This is a genomic window from Aequorivita capsosiphonis DSM 23843, from assembly GCF_000429125.1.
In the GTDB taxonomy this organism is placed as follows: Bacteria; Bacteroidota; Bacteroidia; order Flavobacteriales; family Flavobacteriaceae; genus Aequorivita; species Aequorivita capsosiphonis.
Genome location: NZ_AUBG01000017.1, coordinates 1 through 16,757, shown reverse-complemented (window position 1 = coordinate 16,757; position 16,757 = coordinate 1). Strand labels below are relative to the sequence as shown.

Below are 16,757 nucleotides of genomic sequence, written 5' to 3'. Positions count from 1 at the left end.
ATCATCTAACTACTTTTATAATAATCAATAATTTATATATAAAAATAAATAAACACCTAAACCAAGATTTACTAGTGTGACAAGGAATTAGAAACAGACTGAAAGTCTGTTACATTCGTGATATTAAAAACCATGCTGATCGCGCATCTGTTTTCTACAGTTTATCATTTGTTTAAATTAGTGCCATTCGTGGCAATACTTTGGGTCCAAGTTAGATAAAGTTCGCGATCTCGGGCCAGTCTGATTGAAGAACTTACATCCTATGTCAACTAGTCTTACGTCAATTTAAAAATTATGTTTAAACGAATTATTTTTCTTATCCTTATCGTATTCGCTTTCAAAGGCTGTACAAAGGATGATATATGCCCCGAGGGGGAAGCCACAACGCCAAATTTGGTAATCACTTTTAACAATATCGCGAATCCTCAAATTCGGAAAAAAGTGAATGTTTTGAGTGTACTTACCAATAATACAGATTCGATTCCAGTTCAATATTTAATAAGTACAGACTCTATCATTGTTCCCCTAAACACAAATTCAGACACCACTAGATATCTTTTTGTTCGAAATAGAATTACACCAACTGATACGATAAAGACGTATGATGAATTGATTTTTACCTACAATAGAGAAAACGGCTATGTGAACCGTGCTTGTGGTTTTAAAACTGAATTTACAAATCTAAATGCAGATTTTGAAAATGCAAACCCCGCAAATTGGATTGAAGATATTATAGTAAATAGAGATACCGTAAATGATGAAAATAGCGCCCACATTACTTTGCTACATTAGCCTTTTTTGCGGCATTCAAACAATGATGGCGCAGGAAAAGACTGAAACCAACAATGATTCCGTTCCTAAAATTGAAAAGTTTGGATTGCGGGTCGGTGTAGATTTATCCAAACCTTTACGAACCTTAATTGAAGACGGCTATTCGGGTTTTGAGATTATTGGAGATTTTCGAGTGACCAAAAGGTTTTACGCCGCCGTAGAGCTCGGAAATGAAAAGAAAGATTGGATTGAACCTTATGTCTCTTCCAAAACCAGCGGCAGCTATGCCAAAATAGGCTTTGATTATAACGCCTACGAAAACTGGTTGGGAATGAATAATGCCATTACTGTGGGACTGCGCTATGGTTTTTCAAGCTTTAAACAAGAACTTTTAAGTTATCGGATTTATACCGATAATCCTGCATTTCCTACGGAAACAATATATGAACCCATTGAGTATAGCGGTTTAACTGCTCATTGGGCCGAATTAATAATTAGTATAAAAACGGAGATCGTTAATAATCTCTATCTTTCCATAAACGCGCAGCTTAAAAACAGAATCTCAGAAACCCAACCCGATAATTTCGCAAATCTCTACGTTCCCGGTTTCAACAGGACTTATGATTACAGTAAGTTTGGCGTAGGTTATGGATATTCTATCTCCTATTTAATTCCTATTTACAAGAAAAAGAGCCTTGTTAAAGTTGGTGGAGATTAATAATGAATAATGTCTAATGCGTAATGAATAATGTAGTGAATGTTTAATACTACTCAATCTGCGAACTAATGCTCTGTGTTCTCTGTGCCTTCGTGGTGAAAAAATACCACAGAGAGGCTCAGAGGACACAGAGTTAAGATGAAGATGAAATCAAATCCTTGATTAACTGTTTTGGAGTTTTAAATCTGAAACCTTGAACACCAACCAGAGCCCACTTGCAACTGAATACTGCAACTGAATACTGCAACTGATCACTGCACACTGTTTACTGACCACTGACAATACCCCTTCCGTTTTACCTGCCGGAGGCATGGCAGCTGGATTGAATATTTAGAGATTCATTAAAGATATTTCACAGCTGCCACTTCTTCGCTGAAAAGCTTCGAAGGGCAAAGCACCTTCCCCTGGGAAATTATTGGTCTTTTTTATTGACCATGATTATAAGGGTAAGGAGCGCACGTGATGTTGAAAACGAAATCGAAAACGCCTGCCCGCCGTAGGAGGGAAATCGTAAAACCAAGATGATTCATGGATTGACAGTTTTGGAATTTTGAACTTTAAACCTTGAACCTGAAACCATATACTGCCCACTGCAACTGAACACTGAACACTGCTCACTAAAAACTACTGCTTACTCGCCTTCCTACTTCCTTCATACATTTCATAGCGCACCAACTTTGCTTCCAGTTTTCCGTTAAAAAGTTTGATTTTTCTGGAAGGTCGTAGGCCTACGAATTTAAGAGCTTCCATATTTGAAGTAATCATCCAAGCTTGAGTGCCTGGATAGTTTCGTTTTAAGGTGTTGCCTATAGAACTGTAAAATTGTTCAACGTCGCTTACGGAGATTCGCTCATCATACGGTGGATTAAAAACCATATATAAAGATTGATCGCCTTCTTTTTCACTTTGGAAGAAATCCTGCTCCTTTAATTCTATAAATTCCTGAAGATTGGCACTTTTAATGTTTTCTTTCGACTTCTGTATGGCAACTGGATCATTGTCATAACCATAAATTTTATATGGGAAATCACGAATTTTTTTAAGAGCAGCTTCCTCTATCTTTTCATAAAGATCCACATCAAAATCGGGCCAATTTTCAAAACCGAATTCCTCCCGATTTAAGTTTGCAGGAATGTTACAGGCAATCATTGCGGCTTCCGTTAACATGGTTCCTCCACCACACATGGGGTCTAGAAAGTTACATTGCCCTTGCCATCCCGAAAGCATAAGAATACCAGCAGCCAAGACTTCATTAATCGGGGCCAAGGTAGTTTCAACTTTATAGCCACGTTTGTGCAGAGATTCTCCAGAACTATCTAAGGAAACGGTGCATATATTTCTATCTATGTGAACATTTATTCGAAGTGTAGGATGATCTAAATCAACATCGGGCCGTACTCCTTCCCTATCGCGAAAACGATCTACAATGGCATCTTTCGTTTTTAGCGCAATATATTGCGAATGTGTAAAGACATCCGAAAAAACCGTCGCATTTACCGCGAGGCTTCCCTTAACATCCATATAGTTTTCCCACGGCATCTCATATATTCGCTTGTAGAGATCGTCTTCAGTGAAAATATTAAAAGCTGTTATTGGTTTTAATATTTTAATGGCAGTACGGCAACATAGATTTGCTTTATACATAAAACCTGTATCACCTTCAAAGGAGACATTACGTATACCAATCTCAACGGAGGAAGCCCCCAATTGCCTTAATTCTTGTGCAAGAAGCTCTTCCATGCCAAAAAGGGTTTTGGCCACCATTTTAAAATTCTCAACCATAATATGAAGATTCGAATAAATAAATAATAATTGCGTTGTCCGGTCAAAAATCGTCAAGACTTTAACGATAGGCTTTAAGCTAGGGTTCTTTTAAAACTTTAGCCTATTTTCAGCGAAGCCGAAGGGCTCTAACCGACATTAAATTTATTAAATAAAACTTTTTGTGAAATTAAAAATCTTCCATTTAACAAAGGCACAAAAATACAGTATTTTTGCAGGGTGAAACGATAACTATGGGAAAAGAAAATGAGATTTGGTATGCGTCTTGGTTTAACACACCTTACTATCATATTCTGTATAAAGACAGAAATCATAGAGAAGCGGCCGTATTTATGAATTCGCTCACCACACATTTAAATCTTAAAAAAAACGATAGCATTCTTGATCTTGCCTGCGGAAGAGGAAGGCACGCAAAATATTTGTACAGACAAGGCTTTGATGTTACGGCAATAGATCTTTCTGAAGAGAGCATTGATTACGCCAAACAATACGAAAAGCCTCGACTTCATTTTGCAGTGCACGATATGTGTGTGCCCTATCCGAAACAATTTGACGCTGTTTTAAATCTGTTTACAAGCTTTGGATACTTTGAAAATGAAATTGACAATCTTAGAACGATAAAAGCAATAAAAGCCGAATTGAAGTCATCTGGCCATGGCGTTATCGACTTTTTAAATACCGAATTGGCAATAGCAAATTTAGTTCCCTCCGAAAAAAAGACTATGGAGGGCATCGAGTTTCATATTGAAAAATATGTAGAAGATGGATACATCATTAAAAACATCCGCTTTAATGACGAAGGAAATGATTATTTTTATACCGAACGGGTAAAGGCATTGACTTTGCAGGATTTCGAATTGTATTTTAAAGAAGCTGGCATTACGCTAAAAAATGTTTTCGGCAATTATAAACTTGAGGATTTCAACAAAGAAACTTCCGAAAGACTAATTCTAATCTTCAATTAATGAATTATTTATTGCTCTTTTTGGCAGTAGCCGTAGGATACTTAGTGGCACTATTCTTAAGAAAAAAAGAAATGCGTAATATGGAAGTTTTTCTGGCCTTTAGCGGCGGATTTCTTCTATCGATTACCGTTTTTGAGTTGTTACCACACGTATTTGAAGACCATTCCAAAAGTATTGGTGTTTATATTATGCTTGGGATACTTTTGCAAATATTTCTGGAGTTCTTTTCCAAAGGCGCAGAACACGGACACATCCATTTACATTCTGAAACAAAACATTTTCCATGGATTTTATTTGTCAGCTTAAGCATTCACGCATTTATGGAAGGTTTCCCTATTTCGGAAAACAATAATTTACTGGTTGCCATCATCATACATAAAGTTCCAGTTGCCATAATTCTATCCTTCTTTTTTATTACCGCAGGATATAAAAGATCCACTACCCTATTATTTCTTTTCTTTTTCGCGATCATGACGCCGTTGGGCAGTTTTATTTCAACACATTACAATTTTGTTCACCAATATGAAACTCAAATAACCGCAGTTGTAATTGGGATATTCCTGCACGTTTCTACCACTATTCTTTTTGAAAGCTCCAAGAACCACAAATTCAATCTTTCAAAGATGAGTGCTGTGATTTTGGCGGTAGTGATTGCGTATTTTATATAAGCTTAGACTGTAAATTAGTCGTGTCTGACTAAGATGTAAGTCCACTTGCTCCTCCGCTAGCCTACTCGCCGAAGTGGGTACGAAGGCCGTAAAACTTCTGTCTAATGCGGACGCTGAAGATGTAAGACATAAGGCCTTCCCTAGAGCCAGCCAGAGATCACAAACTTTACCCTAACTTGAGCTAAAATTACGGCCACGAATGGCACTAATTTTCACTAATCCGCCTGCCGGCGTGCAGGTAAATTCTCTCTTGAAAACGGTGGCGCAAACAGACCTCAATAGATCTCACGAATAAAACAGACTTTTAGTCTGTTTCGAATGGACTTTGAATATTATGTAAAACGGTTTAATTAAATACAGAACTAGCTATTTATTAAATTATTAAGGAAGTGGTTATATAATAGATTTACTTCTCAAGTCCCATAACATTATTGACCATCCTCAAATCATTATACGAGAACTTGTCGTCAATCTTACTCTTTAAATCACTGAAACCATCATAAGGTACGGTTTCCATAAGGTTCTTAAGTTCTATATACTTCTCCTCTGGCATTAAATCGGTTATTTTCACTTCTCCCGAGGCTAAAAATGTAATTAGATGTCCCTCAATAGTGCCGACGGTTAAATCCCGTTCGGCAGCAATTTCAGGAATACTCTTTCCACTTTTGAATAATTCATAGGAAGTTTTTTGGGTGCCACTTTTCTTAGGAACCGGCTTGGATGTTTTTTTTGGTTCAATTTCATTTTCCTTACAGTAATCCTTTATAACATCAAGGATTTCAGCGCCATACTTTTCGAGTCTGACTTTGCCGATATCAGATATTGCTTTTAAATCTCCATCATTTGTGGGTAAAACCTGACACATTTCATACAAAGCTTTCTGCGTAAAAACTTGATAAGGTGCAACGTCCTCTTCCTCAGAAAGAACTTTCCGAAGCTCTCTCAGGATTTCAAATAATTCTTTATGTTCGGTTGATGCAACGTAATCTTCTTTGGATCGTTTTGGTTTATCTACTTCTTGAAGCGAAGCTTTAGCGCGTAAGTCAAGATATTTTACAGTTTTAAAACCTTCCTTTAAGCCTTTAAAACAAAAAAGTTTACCGGCCAACAGATTCTCCAAAGTGTCTAGATGATTTGTAATTTCCTTTTTTAAGGCTTTATTGTCAGTAGAAAAACTCAATTCGTCCAATGGTTTTTTGACGAAGTTTTGCGTATGTTTTTCAAAATAGACAACAGCTTTTTTAAAGCGCTCCTGGATTATTGGATTGTTTTCCGGAGCTTCTTCATCACTTAAATTTTTAAGTTGTGCTTTAAAGCTCGTGTTGATTTTTAAAAGCTCCGTTACTCCTTTTTCCTTCAGAATAGTTAATTGTTCCAGCAAATTTCCGTTGATGCTGCCCTTATTTTTATAGAAGACATCGATAATTCGGCTAATAGGATATAGAAAAGAGTGAAAAGTAAATAGCTCATCAATTAGATTGAGCTGATAGGCTTTTTGGGAAATTTCCAAAATGGAAGAATCTGGCTGATTTTCTTCCGCATTCTTGCTAAAGGAAGCGACTTCGTGATTATTGATAATACTTTTTTGAGTGAGCGGCCCAGTTAAAACAATTCCTTCCAAAGTTTTGCACCGACTTAAAGCTACATAGGTCTGTCCGTGGGCAAAAGCTTCCTGTGCATCGATAATTACTTTATCAAAAGTGAGGCCCTGACTTTTATGAATGGTTATAGCCCAAGCCAAACGCAATGGAATCTGTGTAAAGGAACCAATTTCATCCTCCATTATTTCCTTGGTATCTGGCTTGATGGAATACTGAATATTTCTCCATATTTCTGGGCTTGTCACTATTTCAAAATCATCGCCTGGACAACGCACCAAGACTTCATCTTCATCTAAATCGACAATAGTTCCAATCTTTCCATTGAAATAACGTTTTTCGGGAGAACTGTCATTTTTAACAAACATAACCTGCGCCCCAACCTTAAGCTCCAGTTCTGAATGTGTGGGATAGGTATATTCTGGAAATTTACCAGCAACTTCTGCTTCGTAAACAAAACTTTTCTTCTTTAGCCTATTTAATTCCACGGCATTTATTCTATCTGCGCGATTATTATGTGTTGTAAGGGTAATAAACCCAGCGTTGTCATTGGCTGAAAAATTTGGAATATAGCGCTTGTTAAGGGTTTCAGAAGATTCAGGACTTAAGCAGTCATTTCTAATTTCGTTCAATATTTTTATAAAATCCTCACTTTCCTGCCGGTAGATGTGTTTTAGTTCAATGCTAAGTGCATTTGAATTTTGAAAAGCATTACTTCCGAAGAAAAAACCGGTACTGTAATGTTGTTTTAAAAGCCACCACTCATCATCCTTAATCACGGGCGAAAGCTGCTGCAAATCGCCAATCATCAAAAGTTGGGCGCCACCAAAAGGCTTGGTTCTATCGCGAAACCGTCTTAAAACCTGGTCTATTCCATCCAACATATCGGCGCGAACCATACTTACTTCGTCGATAATCAGCAAATCCAAAGACTTGATAATATTGATTTTCTTTTTACTGAATTTTTTCGAAAAGGAATTGCCTTGCGCATTTGCGGTTTCGGGTAAGATGGGACCGAAAGGAAGTTGAAAAAACGAATGTACCGTTACACCGCCTGCGTTGATAGCTGCAACGCCAGTAGGCGCAACTACTGCTAACCTCTTTAAGGATTCGTTTTTTAATTTATGCAGAAACGTAGTTTTTCCTGTCCCCGCTTTCCCGGTCAGGAAGATATTTCTGTCGGTATTATTGACAAAGTCCCAGGCCAGATTTAATTCTGGATTATCCATAACTACCACAAATTTTTAGATTGATACAGTCTGTTGTTTAAATATATTGAAAATGTTTTGAAATCGAAATAGGAAATAAATATTTAAGGACATTCGGAATAATTAGGGCAAATGCCCCCTGCCCTATTTGGGGCAGTGAGCACCGCGCTTTCCACTATATTTACCTGCCGTAGGAAGGTCTTTTTGTTTTTTTTTTTAAAAAGCCAAAAAGGATACCGCTGCAATCGCTTTCGCAAAAGAATTATCTTTCTGACTAAAAACAGCAATTGGAATTTTACCAAAGTTATTCTGCGATTTCCACAGATAGGAGATCAAATAAGCTATTCCTAAAATTTTATGCGACTTCCTTCCTTGGTTCCTCTAGAAAAATTATTATTTATTATAAATAATATCTCGCCGTTCTCCCCCTTTTTAATTCTCGAATCCACCCCAAATATTCTATTGTCGTATAAACTGACTATACTGTCATGCGTTGTGTGCCCCACTATAATGTGCATTGCATTAGTTTGTTTTAGAATATTCGAAATTTGCTCGTCGTCCAGATCGTTTTTAAAATAGCCTCGATACCAGATAGGACCGGTACTTCCGTAATAAGTTTTATAGAAATCAGTGGTTTTCATATCCTCTTTACTTCTGCCATTGGACTGCCGCATGGTATTGTTTATGGCTTCAATATCAAAATCGACCTGAGCTAAAAATTCTTCCGAGATTCCTCCATGAAGATAAATGTTGTCGTTTATTTTCAAAATCGTTGGTTTGGAGCGGAGCCATCTGCCCAGCACGGTGTCTTCGCCATACAATTCATTATAATCGCGGTTCAGCAATTTGGAAACGGCCAGGTATTTTTCGTTTACATATCTAAAATCCTTTAGAAATATCATATATTCATGATTTCCAAAGATGAAATGCACATCGCCTCCTTTTGCTTTTGCTTGGTGTTCCAATTTATAGGTGAGCCAAAGCATTTGATTCACTTTGGGGCCGCGATCAAAAATATCGCCAACGATTACCAAATGTCCTTTGCCGAAATTCCAGTTTAAATCTTTATCGATTATTTTATTGTTTTTTAAAATTTCAACAGCCAAATCGTATTGTCCGTGAATATCACTTAGGGCAGCCACTTTCATTACATTGTTGAAAACTGATTTTTCTGGTTTATAAATGGTGTCATAAGCGTTGTTCTGTAGTTTTTTGGAAACAACTTTCCCGTCGATTATATTTTTTTCTATAAGTTGATTATCCTTTATAAAAATATATGGACCATCATTCAGCTTGGTAATTATGCTGTCATTAATCACTTGCTCACTTTTCACTTCTTGGCCAAAGACAGTTAAAAGTGAAGCGATTGAGAGAATTAGGGTTAAGATTTTCTTAATCATTTTGTATGTTTTATTGCCTTTTATATTTAATGACCTTAGTTTTTAATAAGTTGCCGTCAAATATATTTTCCAAAAATAGAGAAGAAAAATAATCAAAGGAATTAACCGACAAACTATCATTATAGCGATAGTTGTATCATTTGGTTAATTGCTGTACTTAAACCTGGGTTACCAAAATACTTTGGGGATATTTTACTAAGGTCTTAGCATTTAAGCAACTATCATCATTTTATTCCTCAGCGTGTTTTTGCAACAAACTTTCCTGAAACAATTTAAAAATACGTGTATATTCATCTGTCCAACTGCTGGGCTCAACAAAACCGTGTCGTTCCACGGGATAGACGGCCATTTCCCAATTGTGTTTTCCCAGTTCAATTAAACGTTGCGACAGGCGCACCATATCCTGAAAGTGGACATTGTCATCTACCATACCGTGCAGGATCAAAAGGTCTCCTTTAAGTCCTTCAGCAAAGTAGATGGGTGAACTTCGGCGATATGCTAAACTATCGGTAACTGGAGTATTTAAGATGCGTGCCGTATAGCCGTGGTTATAAGCTGCCCAATCGCCAACCGAACGGATGGCAGCACCGGCGTGGAAGGTCTCTGGTTTTTTAAACATGCCCATTAAGGTAATAAACCCGCCATAGGAACCACCGTAGATGCCAACCTTATCCTTGTCAATACCGTATTCGTCTATTAGATATCTTGCACCGTCTACCTGGTCTGTCAAGTCTTTGCCACCCATATGGCGATAAATACCGGTACGCCAATCGCGGCCATAACCTGAGCTGCCACGATAATCGATATCGATTACCGTATAGCCGTTATCCACCAAGAGATTGTGAAACATGTATTCTCTAAAATAGGTGCTCCACCATTGGTGTGCGTTTTGTAAATAACCAGCGCCGTGCACAAATATAACGGCGGCTTTATTCTTGACTTCAGATTGTGGCTGGTAAAGGCGCGCATAAACCTTCGCTCCGTCTCGAGCTTCGAAGGTGACGATTTCTGGATCTTTCCAATTGTATTTTTTAAAGGCTTCGGTCGTTGATCGTGTTAACTGTTTTGCAGGCTCGACCTTTTTTGAAAACATCGGATTGTCCTTAAGATATAACTCGGTAGGCTTGTTGGAGTAGGAAAACAATATAGCCATCTTTTTTTCGTCTGGGCTAAGAGTAACATTGTTGTTTCCTGTTCTATTGGTTAATTGGACGAAGTTTCCACCATTGATAGGCATGCTGTAAAACTGACGATCCCCCGGATGTATCTTGTTTGCCGTAAAATACCAGTGCTTTTTATCGTTGGAAATATATGGGTTATATATTTCAAAACCTCCAGATGTTAAGGCCTCCGTTTTTTTTGTTTTGACATTCGTGGCATAAAGGTGAGAATATCCTGATTTTTCAGATTGAAACCAAATACGTTTGTTGTCCGGCATCCACCCTAACGAACCACCTCTACTGTTTATTCCCGGCCCAGCTATCCACGCCTTATCGTGTTGGTGGTCGATGTTCGTCACGGTACCGTTCTTGATGTTCAGCAATACAAGCCATCGATCTTTGTAATCGTTAGAAGAAATATCTATAATTGCGCTCTTCCCATCTCCACTCCATACCGGGGCCGAAATGTAGCCTATACGGTCAGGGTTCTTGTAAGTTTTATTAGGATAATCTTTAGTGTACTCCGGCACATAATCAAGGCCCTCAAGGTTCTTCAATGATACGGTATCTACTTTTCTGTTTACAATATCGTAGATAAACATTTTGTATTCGGCCGGTGCATCGCCTACCTTACTGCGAGTTTTCTGATCTTCAGTATAGCCTGATTCAGTGACGTAATGCGGCACAATCGCACGTTCTTTCTTCTCCTTTTTCACAGTAAGGTAGGTTACATACTTTCCGTCGGGACTCATTTGCATGTTGCTGACCGTTTTATCGTCTATATATATAGGAAAAGGACGTTTTAAATCATCTCTTTTTGCGAGGCTATCATGTTTATCTTTTTTCTGTTTGCGCTCTCGCAACACGTCAAAAAGCGCCAGTTGGTCTTTTTGGAGCCATGAATCTTTGGTGTTTTCCTCTTCGGTCTTTTCCTCTTTATCTGTAAAGTTTGTGATTTGAGAAATAGTACCTGAAGCGATGTCCCAGGTGAAGATATCCTTGTTTCTTTTAAAAGCAATCTTGGTTTGATTATCTGTAAAATGCGGATTCTCTTCATCCGCGTTGGTATGGGTAATACGGGTTTTTTCATTCGAGGAGAGATCGACAAGAAAAATATCTCCGTTTTTCTCGTAGACTTTCTTGGTCTTGTTTGAATTAAATTTGCCATACGGCGATGGCAAGTTATATTCGGTATCATAATCTACTTTGCTTATTGCATCATTCTTAAGACAATAGCCGTACAATGAGTCGCTGTAAACATCATCAGGATTCCAGTCAAAATAGATGGTCTGCCCGTCTGTTGCCCATTGAACGTTCGAAGGAAGGTTACCTACAAAGTGATCACCTTGCATAATCTCTTTGATAGTTAAAGGAGATTTATTGAATTTTTGGGCAAGCAAAGGCATCGAACAAAACAAAAGAGTAATGGTTAATACGAGGATTTTTTTCATGTTTTGTCTGTTAAGTTTATAATGTTTCAGTTTCTGAAGAAGTCAATATCAGTTCAAAAGTAGCGAAATACTGGCTCTTATGGTTTAATATAGTATTGGAATTGGCCTTTACCTTAGATATGGATTCATATTAGATGACATATAATCCTTAAATACAGCAATAAAGCACTTTCAGGTTTGAAGATTAAATGAATAGAAATAAATCGTACTAAAAGTCTTGAGCGAAGTCGTAAAAGGAACTGTTATTATACTTATTTCGTTTTTGTTTTACTTACTATTCAAGTATGTTTTACCAAATCGTTATTCTATCTTTCTTCGGTAAAAACATGGAATCTTGAGGTTTTACATCAAATGCTTTGTAAAAAGGGGTCGTGTTCATTAATGGTCCGTTCACGCGCCAAACCGGTGGAGAATGTGGATTGTTGTTGATCCACAAACGTAAAAACTCGTCTTTCATTTTTACTCTCCATATTTTGGCAACAGAAATAAAGAAACGCTGATCTGGAGTGAAACCACCAATTTTCGTAGAATCTTGGCCTTCTTTGGTCATTTTAAAAGCATCGTATGCAACAGCTATTCCTGCAATGTCTGCCGTATTTTCACCCACGGTCATGGCACCTTTAATATGTATGCTGTCTAAAACCGTAAACGTACTGTACATATCGATGACTTTTTGTATTCTTGATTTGAAATTTTCATAATCATCTTTTGTCCACCAATTTTTTACGTTTCCATCCTTGTCAAATTGTGCGCCTTGATCGTCAAAAGTATGTGTTAACTCATGCCCGATAACCATACCTATACCTCCATAGTTAAGGGCATCATCTGCATTGTTATCAAAATAAGGAGGTTGTAAAATTCCTGCCGGAAAAACAATTTCATTCGCTGAGGGATTATTATAGGCTGTAACCGTTGAAGGTGTAGTATACCACTCCGACTTATCAACCGGTTGATCCAATTTTGCCAATTTTAGTTCATATGCTGCTGTTGCGGCGGATACAACATTCTCAAAGTAAGTGTCTCTCGCGATATTTACGTGATTGTAATTCTTCCACTTATCTGGGTATCCTATTTTTTTAGTGATCGCAGCCAATTTTTCTTTAGACTTTATCTTTGTACTATCGCTCATCCACGCTAAATTATCTATTCTTACCGCGTACGCCTTTTGCAGATTATTCACCAAGTCTAACACACGTTCCTTAGCTTCTTCCGGAAAGTACTTTTTTACATATAATTGTCCCAATGCTTCGCCTAGATAGTTGTCAACCGAACTGGCCATTTTTTCGCCACGTGTTTTTTGAACAGCCTGACCAGAAAGTACTTTAGCATATTCAAATGAGGCATCTACAAAATCTTTGCTTAGCGCATTAGCATATCTATTTATGGTATTTGCTTTTTGGTATAATTTCCAGCTATCAATAGGAACCGTCTTTAATAGTTTGTTGAGTGTGTCATAATATGCAGGTTGACCCACATCAATAGAATCAGTTTTGGCACCCAAATTATTCAGCAAATCGATCCAACCTATATTTTTATGGCTGTTCGCAAGAGCTGTCACAGCTATTTTATTGTAGTTCGCTTTTATATCTCTAAGTTCAACTCTTGTTTTATGCGAAACGGCGAGCTGTTTGTCAAGGTCATAAACCAGGTTAGCATCCTTTTTGGCTGCTTCGGCAGTGCTACCCGTAAGTTGAAATAATGTGGCAAGATATTTTTTATATGCTTGTTGTATTGCAAGAGTTGATGCATCCTTGTTAAAATAGTAATCTCTATCTGGTAAACCAAGACCCGTTTGATATACGTGAGCAATATTGATACTGCTATTTTTATCATCTGGTGACACGCCAAAAGCAATAATAGAAGAATTGTTCATTTTTGTTTCAGCAGCGACAAAATTCATAAGGGAAGATATATCGCTAATACCTTCAATTTTTGCAAGTATTGGTTTAATTGGATTATAACCGCGCTTGTTTATGGTTACCGTATCCATTCCAGAGGCGTAAAAATCGCCTACTTTTTGCCCAACACTTCCATCAGAATTATCGCTTTGCGAAACACTATCCAATATACCTTGTAGACGTAATCGTTGTGGATAGTTCATAAACATATACGCACCAACTCCAGCTTGACTTGAGGGTATTTGTACAGAATCGTACCACTTGTGATTTACATATCTAAAAAAATTGTCACCGGGTCGCAATGTTGAATCGATTCCTGTTATAGGAACAATTTCTTTTTTGGGAGGATTAGAGCACGCAGTTATGGCGAAGATCGTAATGAGAAGGATTACTGAGTTTTTCATGGCTTGAATAATTTCTTTAAGATGAATTGCAAAACAGCTCAAAATGGGTGAATTTAAAATAATATGCTTGGTCGCATTTGTGTTTTATCGAAACAAGTTACAAATTCAATTTGCAACATCTTTGTTTTTTATCAGTGTAAGTTCAAGTACCAATGCTTCTAAAACATTTTTTCTTAATATTCTTTCATCCCGCTCCAAAATAAAAACGGCTATTGAAGTGTCCATTTCTGGAAAATATAAAACCACGGTTCCCCAAAACCCACCGTGCCCATAACTCTTATAACCCTCTACATTTCCTATCGACAAACCTAAACCGTATTTGTTATCCTTTCCATCTTTGGTCTCGATTGTCTTGAAAATTTGATTCAGCGTGTTTTTGTCTTTTATGATATTATCATTAAACAAGTTGTAAGAAAATTGAGCCAATTCCTTTGTAGTCGTTGCAATTCCACCACCTCCATATAAATCCCAAGAAATATCGTGATTATAAGAATCCCAATTTTTTTCTCCCCAGTATTGGTGAACTAATGATTTTGTTTCCTTGTTTTTTGGCTCTAAAGTTGGAAACCAAGTGTTTGAAAAATGGAATTGGTCATATTTAAGCAAGGCTTTCATTGATTCATAGAATGGTTTTTTTGTTACGTTTTCAATAATTTCTGTACATAACAAATAATTGGCATCGGTATAATTAAAAGTATCATCTGGTTTACCCAATGGATTGCCATCTTTAATGGTAAGTTCTAGCTGTTCATCTCTTGTCCATCTATGTTTTTGATTCTTATCGACCCAATTTAAATAGACATCGTCGGCATAACCTTCAATCCCACTTGTATGTGATAATAAATGCTTAATTTTTATAAGGTCTAAATCATAACCATCAGATTCAAATAATTGGATTGTTCTATCGGTTAGATGATTTTTGATAGCCTCTTCTATCGAAAGTTTGTTTTGTTCCTGAAGTCTCAAGATTGTTGCAGAAATATATGTTTTTTTACTGCTCACAATTAAAGCGGGTTGATCAGGTGTTATTTTATTTTAAGATTAAAGTCTGAATATCCTTCACTTCCACTCCAAGATATTCCTTTTTTAGGAGATTCTATATGCACCATAATTCCAATGGATTTAGGGTTCGAGAGGTAAATAGAATCAATTATGGTTTGATATTGGACATACTTGTTATTTCGTGAACTCTCAGTTTTTCTGGTAGCACAGCCTCCGAAAATTAAAAGTAAAACTAGCAAGTACAAGTATTTCTTTAAGCTCATAAGTCTCGTTCTAAATGTTACATAACGTAGCTGCTTCTATCGTCAAATTACTTCTCAGATTTCTTATCGGCTATCAATTCCTTAAAGAAATCGGCTACTTTCGTTGCACCTGTTTGCCCGCCTTCATCGATATTTGATAAAATCACAACGGAATAATGATCGTCCATAAAATCCATTAACTCGGTATGAATTCCATACCAGCCTCCACTATGTCCAAGAATTGTCTGGTTATAGCGTTGATCGACATCAATTCCATAACCCAAATGGGTGTTGTATCCTTTCACTTTTGGGGCAAACATTAATTCAGTGGTTTCTTTCCTTAAAAGTTTATAGTGTCTCAAAGCTTTTGAAAAATTAAACAAATCGTTTAAAGTTGAATAATGAAATCCCGCTGGCGATGCTTTTGTTAAGTAGTAGTCGTTCTTTTTTAGGACCTTGCTTTCTCCGAACATCGAGGTGTACCCGCTCGCCTTGTTTTTTACAATAGAATCAACTTTCAGCGCTTTCGTGTGAGCCATTCCGGCAGGTTTAAAAATGTAATCTTTTAAATAATCATAATAGTTTTCACCCGATATTTTTTCTATGATCAGACCGAGAACTACAAATCCAGATGCACTATAATCGTATTTTGTTCCTGGTTTTGACAAAAGCGTATCGTTCACAAAAAGCGGAACAAAATCGGTCACTTTTTCATAATTTGAAGGATTAATACTATCCAGATCAGAAACATAAAAATTATTTAGTCCGGAAGTATGCGTCAGTAATTGATGAATGGTTACAGAGTCTCTTACCAATTGATTAGGGTAATCCGGTAAATATTCGCCAATAGGAGTGTTCAATTTTAGCTTTCCTTGCTCATATAGCTGCAGCGTAGCCACAGCCGTAAACATTTTGGTAATGGAAGCAATGTTGAATTTGGTATCTATCTTGTTCTTTACATTGAACTCAACACTTGCCAGTCCATAGGCTCTCTCTTCAATTATTTTGTCGTTTTGCGCAACCAAAATGGTTCCCGAGAAAACATTTGAATCTAAATTGTCCAGGTAGGAAGTAATTTCAGCGTTTTTGTCGTTGTGCGATTGGCCTAAAGCTAAAAGCCCGAAAAATAGCGTAATGGCAGTTAGATAGATTGTTGATTTGATAGTTATATATTTATTTCAATATTGCTGAATATGTGAATATACATCAAAAAAAGTATCTAGTAGGCAGTAGCGGTAAACACTTTACAGTGGCAGTTTGCAGTGGCAGTATATCGTTTTTAGGGAATATTTTAAAAGAAGGCGGCTGTATAATTTAAAACGGATGGGGCGGTATCATGTTTTATTGAACAATAACTATTTCTTTGCACCGCCCCTACCACCACGATGTGGGAGCGCAGGACATTTTTTGAGTTTGTTCCATAAAAAAAGACCCTTCATTAAATATCATGAGGGATTGATAGAATGTAAGCAGGTTGCAGCGGCAGTATA

The 16,757-nt window shown here is 37.1% G+C and carries 11 protein-coding genes; 4 read left to right on the top strand and 7 right to left on the bottom strand.

What is annotated here, in order from left to right; all coding sequences use genetic code 11:
* Positions 1–294 precede the first annotated feature (294 nt).
* Together G440_RS20780 and G440_RS0114625 are read left to right on the top strand one after the other, a co-directional pair.
* The gene (locus G440_RS20780; protein WP_026451996.1) at positions 295–792 is read left to right on the top strand and encodes a DUF6452 family protein; all 498 of its coding nucleotides are present in this window, start codon (positions 295–297) and stop codon (positions 790–792) included.
* Positions 755–1,489, top strand: a complete 735-nt coding sequence (locus G440_RS0114625; protein WP_245574868.1) for a DUF6048 family protein — start codon at positions 755–757, stop codon at positions 1,487–1,489. The genes G440_RS20780 and G440_RS0114625 overlap by 38 nt, the downstream gene beginning before the upstream one ends.
* A gap of 624 nt (positions 1,490–2,113) precedes the next feature.
* Here the strand turns inward: G440_RS0114625 and G440_RS0114620 are convergent.
* On the bottom strand, positions 2,114–3,271 hold the full coding sequence (locus G440_RS0114620) for a THUMP domain-containing class I SAM-dependent RNA methyltransferase (RefSeq protein ID WP_026451994.1): 1,158 nt from the start codon (positions 3,269–3,271) through the stop codon (positions 2,114–2,116).
* A 233-nt stretch (positions 3,272–3,504) separates the two neighbouring features.
* On the opposite strand from G440_RS0114620, the gene G440_RS0114615 reads away from it, so the two are divergent.
* Together G440_RS0114615 and G440_RS0114610 are read left to right on the top strand one after the other, a co-directional pair.
* Entirely contained in the window at positions 3,505–4,236 is a 732-nt protein-coding gene (locus G440_RS0114615; protein WP_026451993.1) for a class I SAM-dependent methyltransferase, read from the top strand.
* Positions 4,236–4,904, top strand: a complete 669-nt coding sequence (locus G440_RS0114610; RefSeq protein WP_026451992.1) for a ZIP family metal transporter — start codon at positions 4,236–4,238, stop codon at positions 4,902–4,904. The genes G440_RS0114615 and G440_RS0114610 overlap by 1 nt, the downstream gene beginning before the upstream one ends.
* A 406-nt stretch (positions 4,905–5,310) precedes the next feature.
* Here the strand turns inward: G440_RS0114610 and G440_RS0114605 are convergent, their stop codons facing one another.
* From G440_RS0114605 to G440_RS0114570, 6 genes are all read right to left on the bottom strand, one after another.
* A complete protein-coding gene (locus G440_RS0114605) occupies positions 5,311–7,731 on the bottom strand; it encodes a helix-turn-helix domain-containing protein (protein WP_034259640.1) in 2,421 nt (806 codons plus the stop codon).
* A gap of 326 nt (positions 7,732–8,057) precedes the next feature.
* On the bottom strand, positions 8,058–9,110 hold the full coding sequence (locus tag G440_RS20040; protein WP_026451989.1) for a metallophosphoesterase: 1,053 nt from the start codon (positions 9,108–9,110) through the stop codon (positions 8,058–8,060).
* A gap of 229 nt (positions 9,111–9,339) precedes the next feature.
* On the bottom strand, positions 9,340–11,721 hold the full coding sequence (locus G440_RS0114590) for a S9 family peptidase (protein ID WP_026451988.1): 2,382 nt from the start codon (positions 11,719–11,721) through the stop codon (positions 9,340–9,342).
* A 289-nt stretch (positions 11,722–12,010) separates the two neighbouring features.
* Positions 12,011–14,023, bottom strand: a complete 2,013-nt coding sequence (locus tag G440_RS0114585; protein ID WP_026451987.1) for a M13 family metallopeptidase — start codon at positions 14,021–14,023, stop codon at positions 12,011–12,013.
* Positions 14,024–14,128: 105 nt separating this feature from the next.
* Positions 14,129–15,052: a serine hydrolase domain-containing protein gene (locus tag G440_RS0114580; RefSeq protein ID WP_084426826.1), complete on the bottom strand. Its 924-nt coding sequence runs from the start codon at positions 15,050–15,052 to the stop codon at positions 14,129–14,131.
* Positions 15,053–15,335: 283 nt separating this feature from the next.
* Complete coding sequence (locus tag G440_RS0114570) at positions 15,336–16,292, bottom strand: serine hydrolase domain-containing protein (RefSeq protein WP_245574867.1); 957 nt, start codon at positions 16,290–16,292, stop codon at positions 15,336–15,338.
* Between the last annotated feature and the right edge of the window lie 465 nt (positions 16,293–16,757).